Consider the following 8683-nt stretch of genomic DNA (forward strand, 5'->3'; position numbering starts at 1 on the left):
GCGGCTTGGGTGGCCTTCGATCGTGACAATCGGGCCGGAAGTCTGTCAACTTCGGCGCCGACGCCCCGGCGGCTGTACATCGGGACCGGCATGGCGCAGAGTGCGTAGCGGATTGACCATCGGCCAGGAGGTGTGATGACCGGCGAGGAAATCGTGCTCGGTCCCCTACCGAAGGGGATCACTCCCGCTCACGAGGGCATGGGAAAGAAGGTGTGGAACGTACTCGGGCACACCTACTCCATGAAGGCGGCCAGTGAGACGAGCTTCGCGTTCGAGACCCTCGACCCACCCGGCACCGGCGTGCCGCCGCACGTGCACCCGACGCAGGACGAGCACATCTACGTCCTGGGCGGTGTGTTCACCCTCTACCTCGACGGCAAGTGGGAGACCGCGGGTCCCGGCGACACCGTGCGGATGCCGAAGGGTCTCCCCCACGCCTACTACAACCGCAGCGAGGACATGGCCCGGGCGTTGTTCTGGGTGAGCCCGGCCGGGCGGCTCGCGCAGCTGTTCGACAAGCTGCACAACCTCGAGGACCCGGCCGAGGTCGTCAGGGTGTCGGCGCTCTACGACGTCGACTTCCTCCCGCCCGGTTCGGTGGAGGGCGCCTGAGGGCTCACCGGCCGGGTTGGTTCACCTGCTGCTGTGACGCCCCGGTGACCTGGGCGTAGCCGGTGACGACCGCCTCGAGCGCCGCCGCGTCGATCACGTCCTCCAGGCGGGAGAAGCCGTCCGGGGCACGGCTTTCGACCTCGTCGATGACGTTCTCCGGACCGCCCTGGCGGTTGCGGAGCACGATCTCGGCGGTGGCCGCCAGGCGGTCGTCCTGGTACGCCCGCAGTGCTTCGACGGGATCGGTGTGCGCCGCCAGGTGCCCGCCGAGGCTGGTGGCGTCGAGGATCGCCTGGCCGGCGCCGTTGGAGCCCATCGGGTACATCGGGTGGGCGGCGTCGCCCAGCAGCGTCACGCGCCCGTGCGACCAGGCGGGCAACGGATCCCGGTCGCACATCGGGAACTCGAAGATCTCCTCGGTGGCCTCGATCAGCGCCGCGTGGTCGACCGTGGGCAACCGGAACCGCCCGACGTGGCGGGCCAGCTCGGCCCGGTCGGCGGGTTTGGCCCAGTCCTGTCGCCTCGGCGGCGCGGAACCGGGCTGCCCGGTGCGGATGCAGATCGCCCAGTTGGTGAGCCTCGTGCCCGCGTCGCGGCCCGCCGCGATCGGGTAGACCACCAGCTTCGCCGCGGTACCCCCGGCGACGATCATCGAGCGCCCGCCGCCGAACTCCGGCCAGTCGGTGGCACCGCGCCACATCAGCACGCCGTTCCACCGCGGCGGCCCCTCATCCGGGAACAGCCGGGACCGCACGGTCGAGTGGATCCCGTCGGCCGCCACCAGGACGTCGCCGTGTACGGTCGACGGCGGACCACCGTGGCGGTCGGCGAAGTGCGCCCGGACGCCGCTCGCGTCCTGCTCGAACCCGATCAGCCGCTGCCCGGTCCGCACCGCGTCGGCACCGAGCCGCTCCCGGACCGCGCGCAGCAGCATGCCCTGCAGCCGGCCCCGGTGCAGGCAGAACTGGGGAAGCGTGAACCCGGCGTCCAGCCCGCACGGCCGGCGCAGGATCACCTGCCCCAGCCGATGGGTGTAGAACAGCTCGCGGGTGCGGATCCCGACCTCGTCGAGCGCGTCGAGCAGCCCGAGCGCGGCGAGCTCCTTGACCGCGTGCGGCAGCGCGTTGATCCCCACGCCCAGCTCGCTGATCCGTTCGCTCTGCTCGTGGACGACACACTCGATGCCTTCGTGGTGCAACCGCAGAGCCGTGGTGAGCCCACCGATCCCCGCTCCGACGATGACAGCCTTCACAGCCACCTCCTGTCCCTGCCTCGCAGCATCGCCCAGATGCGCGGTTCACGCCACCCCCTCTCGGCTCCTCCGTGGAGTCCGTGACGATTTCACCGACCGTGTGTCCCTTTTCCGGTTGCGGCGCAACAGGTTCCGGGTTCGCGGCGATCGCGGCACGCGTTGCGGGATCGACGGAGGTGCGCGGCCCGGCAACGGTACCTACAGTGGGCAGCATCGGTCGGTGACACAACCCGGAACGAGCGACGCGCGAGGCGGTGCCCGGTCCGCGGCAGGCCAGGCCTGGCCCGGACGAGCGGGAACCGGTGCGAACCGTGCGCTTGCCGTCGAGCGTCGGGGATGGACCAGAGGCGGTTCCCCACCATGAAGGATGCACATCGGTTCGAACCGAAGGGCCCCGGTGGCGCTGCCGTGTTCGCGGCGTGGGAGCGGTTCGTGCGGGGTGAGGACCAGGTGCCCGGGGTACGGCCCGTGGTGGCGATCTCCTGGCACCGCTGCCGGGAGCAGTACCGGGTCGACCCGCACCTGACCGAGGCTCCGGTGGCCGTCGCCGAGCGCCGCCACACCCCCGAACACGACGTCGTCTTCGCCGAGCTCGGTTTTCGCGCCGCTTCCGTGGCGCACGAGATGGTCGGCCTGCCCGGCGTCGTCACCGTCACCGACGCCGCCGGCCGGGTCCTGGCCGAATGGGGTGACCCCGCCGCCCTCGCCCGGGCCGACGAGTTCAACCTGGCGCCCTGGTTCAGCTGGGCCGAATGCGCGGCGGGCACCAACGGCATGGGCACGGCGCTCGAGGCCCACGGCCCGGTGCTGATCAGCGGCGCGGAGCACTGGTGCCAGGCGTTCCACAACTGGGTCGGCGCGGGCATCGCGGTGCGCGACGTGGTGACCGGGGAACCGATCGGCGGCTTGAACCTCTCGTGCTGGCGCAGCCCGCTGCCGGCGTCCGCGGGCGGGTGGCTGGCGAACGCGGTCGCCATCACCCAGCGCTCGCTCAAGCGACGTGCCCGTGACAGCGGCGCCGAACTGGTCGCGGCCTACACCCAGGCCAGGGCTCGCTCCCGCACGCCGCTCGCCGCGGTGGACACCGCGGGCAAGGCGGTGATCGCGGACGACACGGCGAGCGTGCTCATGGGTGTCCCCGCGTCCACCCCGGCGGTGGACTCCACGCTGCGGTGGAACCCCGGCCTGCCGGAGCTGATCGGAGCCGCCCGGCACGCGAGCAAACAGGCCGGACACAACCCCGACTGGGTCGGCTCCACGCAGATCTTCCCCCACCTCGCCGACGAGCCGACGTCGATCAGCATCCGGCCCGTCTTCTCGTCGGCGAGCCTGATCGGGCACCTGGTTTCCTTCGGCGTCGCCGAAGGAGTGCAGCTGCCCCAGCCGGAGGAGTCCACGCGGGCCGGCGGGCAGCCGAGCCGGCTGATCGGGCTGCGGGCCGACCGGATGGTGCTGCTGCGACTGGGAGAAGTCGCCTTCGCGGAATCGATGGGCAACGACGTGTGGCTCTCGACCGCGCAGGGCCGCTTGCGCGCCGCCTCGGCGAGCTTGGACAAGCTCGAAACCGAGCTGACCGAGGTCGGCTTCCTGCGGGTGCACCGCCGGTATGTGGTCAACACCGACCGGGTCCGCGAGATCGAGCGCGGGCACAAGGGCGAACTGCGGCTCGTCATGGACGACGGCGGGAACGAGGTGGTGCCGGTTTCCCGGCGCAACACACCGGCGGTGCGTCGCGCGCTGAACCTCTGAACTCGTAGCACAAACCCCGTACTCGGAAGGAATCCCGTGTCTGACAGCCCCGAAACCGCGGGCGGCCTCGGCCTCGCCGGCTCGCCCGGGACCGGACAACGCGCGGCGAGCACGGCGGGCACCCGCGGCTGGTGGCCGGATCAGCTCGACCTGAAGATCCTCCGCAAACACCCGGCCACGGCGAACCCGCTGGGCGTGGACTTCGACTACGCCGCCGAGTTCCTGACCCTCGACCTCGACGCGCTGGCCCGCGACGTCGACGAGGTGCTGACGACCTCGCAGGAGTGGTGGCCCGCCGACTTCGGGCACTACGGACCGCTCGTGCTGCGGATGGTCTGGCACTGCGCGGGGACCTACCGGGTCCACGACGGCCGCGGCGGCGCGGCCACGGGCATGCAGCGCTTCGCCCCGCAGAACAGCTGGCCGGACAACCGCAACCTCGACAAGGCGCGCCGACTGCTCTGGCCGGTGAAGAAGAAGTACGGCCGCAAGATCTCCTGGGCCGATCTCATGGTCTTCGCCGGCAACCGCGCCCTGGAGACGATGGGCTTCACGACCTTCGGCTTCGCGGGCGGGCGCGAAGACGTCTGGGAAGCCGACGACGACGTCTACTGGGGACCCGAGCGCGTCTGGCTCGGCGACGAGCGCCACGGCGGCGTCCGGCAGCTGGAGAAACCGCTCGCCGCCGTGCAGATGGGCCTGATCTACGTCAACCCGGAGGGCCCGCACACCGTCCCGGACCCGGTCACCTCGGCGCGGGACATCCGCGAGACGTTCCGGCGCATGGCGTTGAACGACGAGGAGACCGTGGCGCTCATCGCGGGCGGGCACACGTTCGGCAAGACCCACGGTGCCGCCGCGCCGGAAAACCACCTCGGCCCCGAACCCGAGGCGGCGGGGCTCGAGGAACAGGGCCTGGGCTGGCGCAGCAGCCACGGCAGTGGCAAGGGCGCGGACACCATCTCCAGCGGGCTCGAAGGCACTTGGACGCCCACCCCGACGCGGTGGGACAACAGCTACCTCGAAACCCTGTTCGGCTACGAGTGGGACCTGGAGCTGAGCCCCGCCGGCCTGTGGCAGTGGATCCCTCGAGGGGGTGGCGGGGCCGGGACCGTGCCCGATGCCCACGACCCGTCGAAAACGCACGCGCCGACGATCCTGACGACGGATCTCGCACTGCGCAAGGACCCCGGCTACGAGCAGATCGCCCGGCGGTTCCTGGAGGACCCCGGTTCGCTGGCGGACGCGTTCGCCCGGGCGTGGTTCAAGCTGACACACCTCGACCTGGGCCCGATCCCGCGCTACCTCGGACCGTTGGTCCCGCGCGAGCCGCTGCTGTGGCAGGACCCGATCCCCGCCGTGGACCACGAACTCGTTTCAGCGGCGGACATCGCCGTGCTCAAGCGCGAGATCCTCGCCTCCGGGCTGTCGATCTCCCGGCTCGTCGCCACGGCGTGGGCGTCGGCCTCGACGTTTCGGACCAGCGACAAGCGCGGCGGTGCGAACGGCGCGCGCATCCGCCTCGAGCCGCAGCGGAGCTGGCCGGTCAACGAGCCCGGCCGGCTGGCACAGGTGCTGCGCACCCTGGAAGCGATTCAAGAGTCCTTCACCGGCTCCCGGACCGACGGCAGGAAGATCTCGCTCGCCGACCTCATCGTGCTCGGCGGGGCCGCCGCCGTCGAGCAGGCCGCCCACGACGCCGGCCACGACGTCGAAGTCCCGTTCGTCGCCGGACGGATGGACGCCACCCAGGAGTGGACGGACGTGGCGTCCTTCGCCGCACTCGAACCGGCCGCCGACGGTTTCCGCAACCACACGGGGAAAAACGGCCGGCTTCCGCCGGAGCACGCGCTGATCGACCGGGCGAACCTGCTGGGCCTGAGCGCGCCCGAGATGACGGTTCTCGTGGGCGGGCTGCGGGTTCTCGGCGCGAACCACGCCGGTTCGCCACTCGGGGTTTTCACGTCCCGGCCCGGGTTGCTGACCAACGACTTCTTCGTGAACCTCCTCGACCAGGGCATCGAGTGGCAGCCCACCGAGGGGTCCGGCGCGACCGCGTCGACCTTCGAAGGCCGCGACCGCGGCACCGGCGAGCGCAAGTGGACCGGCAGCCGGGTCGACCTGGTTTTCGGTTCGAACTCCGAGCTGCGCGCGCTCGCGGAGGTCTACGCGAGCGACGACGCGCAGGAGAAGTTCGTGCGTGATTTCGTGGCCGCGTGGGAAAAGGTCATGAACCTCGACCGGTTCGACCTCGCCTGACCCCGGCGCCGTGCGCGGATTCCCCGTCGGTCACACGAGTTTTTCACCGCGGGCCAACGGTCTCGCCCGGGGCGGGTTTCGGCCGCGCCGGCCTGGCCGAATGGTGCCGATCCGGTGGTGAACGGTGGCCCCCGCGAGGTGAACGGCACACACCCACTCGTCCGTCGCCGACGCTTGTCGACGTGATTTGTCCGGCGTAGCGTGCGTATTGACCACCGATTTTCAGTCGGACGTCGGTCGTGGCGGGAAATAAGATCGAATTTCGAGTAATTCGCTGTGCTGAATTGCGCACCGCCACGACAGCGCACCTTCGATGCGACCGACACGAAGTCGGCACAAAGATCGGGACGAGGAAGGTGAAAGCCGATGACGACAGCGCCGGAGCGGACGGACTTGCTCAAAGAGCTCGGGCTGGACATGCAGAACCACGCAACGCTGGGTCGCGTGCTGGGCACCGGAAAGATCGGGCGGGCCAGCGAAGGAGCGGGGGGCCGCATGCAGGCCACCATTCGCATCAACGAGGACGAGCTGATGTGGGATCCCTCCATTCTCGTCATGCCCCACAGCGGCGATATCGACCTCGAGCTCGTCAACGACGACAAGAACACCCACTGCGCGCTCCTGCCGAGCAACGGCGACCGGAAGTTCATCTGGTTGGTGAACCATTCCCGTGGCCGGGCGACGCTCAATCTCGACGGACCGGGCTACTACTGGTTCAGCTCGCCCACCGGCAACGACGAGGGACGCGGCCTGACGGGGGCCATCGTCGTGCTGGGCGACGCACCGCCCGAGGCTCGTCTCGACCGACCCGACCAGCCGCAGCCGTAGGAAGGAGGAGGAGATGACGACCTCGGAAGACTACGTCGACGCCGGTGAGGCCATCGACCAAGGAAACCTGAGCGGCAAGATTCCGGGCGGGGAGGTCGCCCCGCCGGTGACCGCGAGCGTGAACTACGAGCGCATCCTCAACGCCCGCGAGGAGCCCCACAACTGGCTCACCTACTACGGCGCCTACAACGGGCAGCGGTACAGCCCGCTGGACCAGATCAACACCGAGAACGTCAAGCGGCTCGCCCCCGCGTGGGTGTTCCAGGCCGGCACGACCGGGCTGATCGCGGGAGCGTCGACCTACTCGTTCGAAGCCGCACCGATCGTCGTCGACGGGGTCATGTTCCTGACCGGCTGGGACGGCTGGATCTGGGCGCTGGACGCGAAGACCGGCGTGGAGATCTGGCGGTACAAGCACGCCGTGCCGTTCGACGTGTCGTTGTGCTGCGGCAACGTGAACCGCGGGTGCGCCGTGGCGCAGGGGAAGGTCTTCTTCGTCGCCGCGAACGCCCGGCTGATCGCACTCGACGCCACCACCGGCAAGCCGGAGTGGCGGCAGACCTTCGGCGACGTGCGGGCCGGCGAGAGCGCGACGGTCGCCCCGCTGATCGTGAAGAACATGGTCATCGTGGGGAGTTCCGGCGGCGAGTTCGGCGTGCGCGGCCACCTCGACGCGTTCGACCTCGAGAGCGGCGAGCACCAGTGGCGCTGCTACATGGTGCCGAAGCCGGGAGAACCGGGTTCGGAGACCTGGCCCGCCGACGGTGAGGCGTGGGCGCGGGGCGGCGCGAACTGCTGGGTCACCGGCACGTTCGACCCGGAGACCAACCTGATCTACGTCGGCACCGGCAACCCGGCGCCCGACTTCGACGGCGAGGTCCGGGAAGGCGACAACCTCTACACCGACAGCGTCGTCGCCGTCGACGTCGACAGCGGCCAGATCCGCTGGCACTACCAGTGCACGCCGCACGACCTGTGGGACTACGACAGCATCGCCGAGTGCATCCTGTTCGAGAAGGACGGCCGCAAGCTGCTCGGGCACTTCGACAAGAACGGCTACTTCTACGTCCTCGATCGCACGGACGGCACGCTGATCCAGGCCACGCCCTTCGTGGACCGCATCACCTGGGGCGCGGTCACCCGGGAGGGTCAGGTCACGCCGAAGCTGTACCCGGAGAAGGAGGGCGAACCGGTCCACTTCTACCCGGGCCCGGCCGGCGCCAAGGAATGGACCCACGCCTCCTACAGCCCGAAGACCGAGCTCTTCTACGTCCCGGTCCAGGACACCGGGGCCACGGCCACCCGGCGGCGCCGGGAGTTCAAGGAGAGCATCCCGTATTGGGGCGCCGGCGTTCAGGTGGACGCAGACGACATGGCGGGCTCGATCAGCGCGTTCGACGGTGCCGGCGAGGAGAAGTGGCGCTGGCGCAACGAACTCCCGATGTGCGCGTCGACCTTGGCCACCGGCGGTGACCTGGTGTTCGCGGGCGAGGCCACGGGCGAGTTCAACGCGCTCGACGCGCGCACCGGCGAGCTGCTCTGGCAGTTCCAGTGCGGCAGCGGCCACCACAGCAGTCCGACGACCTACACGGTCGAGGGCCGGCAGTACATCGCCGTGCCGGTCGGCTGGGGCGGCTGGGCCGAGGGGTTCCTCCCCGGCATGCTGGGCGCGGGGCACGGAAGCGCCCTGTTCGTCTTCGCCCTTCCGGAATCGGCATGACGCGAGACCGGGACCGGGACCTGCCGCGAAACCGGGCAGAGGAGGTGAATCCATGGAGTCTCGACTCGATGTGTGGGAGACGCCCGAGTTCGACGAGATCGGAGTCGCGCCCGAGGTGACCATGTACGTCGCTCAGCTGGACGACTGAAGCCCAGCAGGTGCAGGGGTGGCGCCGGACCCGGGCGAAACAGACGGACGCTCGACCTCAGCCCAACAACGACGTGTGCCGCGCCGCGGTCGTGACCGGGCCCGACAACGTGGGC

At 70.2% G+C, this 8683-nt stretch carries 7 protein-coding genes; 6 read left to right on the forward strand and 1 reads right to left on the reverse strand.

All coding sequences use genetic code 11. From position 1 onward, the window contains the following. Positions 1-135: 135 nt before the first annotated feature. Positions 136-612, forward strand: coding sequence for a cupin domain-containing protein (locus tag ACWEOE_RS33445; RefSeq protein ID WP_452016288.1), 477 nt, complete (start codon positions 136-138; stop codon positions 610-612). Between the two features lie 4 nt (positions 613-616). On the opposite strand, the gene ACWEOE_RS33450 is transcribed toward ACWEOE_RS33445, so the two are convergent. Continuing rightward, the gene (locus ACWEOE_RS33450; RefSeq protein WP_452016290.1) at positions 617-1864 is read right to left on the reverse strand and encodes a flavin-dependent oxidoreductase; all 1248 of its coding nucleotides are present in this window, start codon (positions 1862-1864) and stop codon (positions 617-619) included. A gap of 360 nt (positions 1865-2224) precedes the next feature. On the opposite strand from ACWEOE_RS33450, the gene ACWEOE_RS33455 reads away from it, so the two are divergent. The 5 genes from ACWEOE_RS33455 to pqqA all read left to right on the forward strand — a co-directional run bounded on the left by ACWEOE_RS33455 (position 2225) and on the right by pqqA (position 8568). Further along, on the forward strand, positions 2225-3613 hold the full coding sequence (locus ACWEOE_RS33455) for a LytTR family transcriptional regulator DNA-binding domain-containing protein (RefSeq protein ID WP_452016292.1): 1389 nt from the start codon (positions 2225-2227) through the stop codon (positions 3611-3613). Positions 3614-3649: 36 nt separating this feature from the next. Beyond that, positions 3650-5872, forward strand: coding sequence for a catalase/peroxidase HPI (katG, locus tag ACWEOE_RS33460; RefSeq protein WP_452016294.1), 2223 nt, complete (start codon positions 3650-3652; stop codon positions 5870-5872). Between the two features lie 366 nt (positions 5873-6238). Continuing rightward, positions 6239-6700 carry an MSMEG_3727 family PQQ-associated protein gene (locus ACWEOE_RS33465; RefSeq protein WP_452016296.1) on the forward strand — a complete coding sequence of 154 codons (462 nt, stop codon included), beginning with the start codon at positions 6239-6241 and terminating at the stop codon, positions 6698-6700. A gap of 13 nt (positions 6701-6713) precedes the next feature. Further along, positions 6714-8420 carry a PQQ-dependent dehydrogenase, methanol/ethanol family gene (locus tag ACWEOE_RS33470; RefSeq protein WP_452016298.1) on the forward strand — a complete coding sequence of 569 codons (1707 nt, stop codon included), beginning with the start codon at positions 6714-6716 and terminating at the stop codon, positions 8418-8420. A 52-nt stretch (positions 8421-8472) separates the two neighbouring features. Continuing rightward, the gene (pqqA, locus tag ACWEOE_RS33475; RefSeq protein WP_452016300.1) at positions 8473-8568 is read left to right on the forward strand and encodes a pyrroloquinoline quinone precursor peptide PqqA; all 96 of its coding nucleotides are present in this window, start codon (positions 8473-8475) and stop codon (positions 8566-8568) included. Positions 8569-8683 lie beyond the last annotated feature (115 nt).

The sequence above is a fragment of the Amycolatopsis sp. NPDC004368 genome (assembly GCF_053602515.1).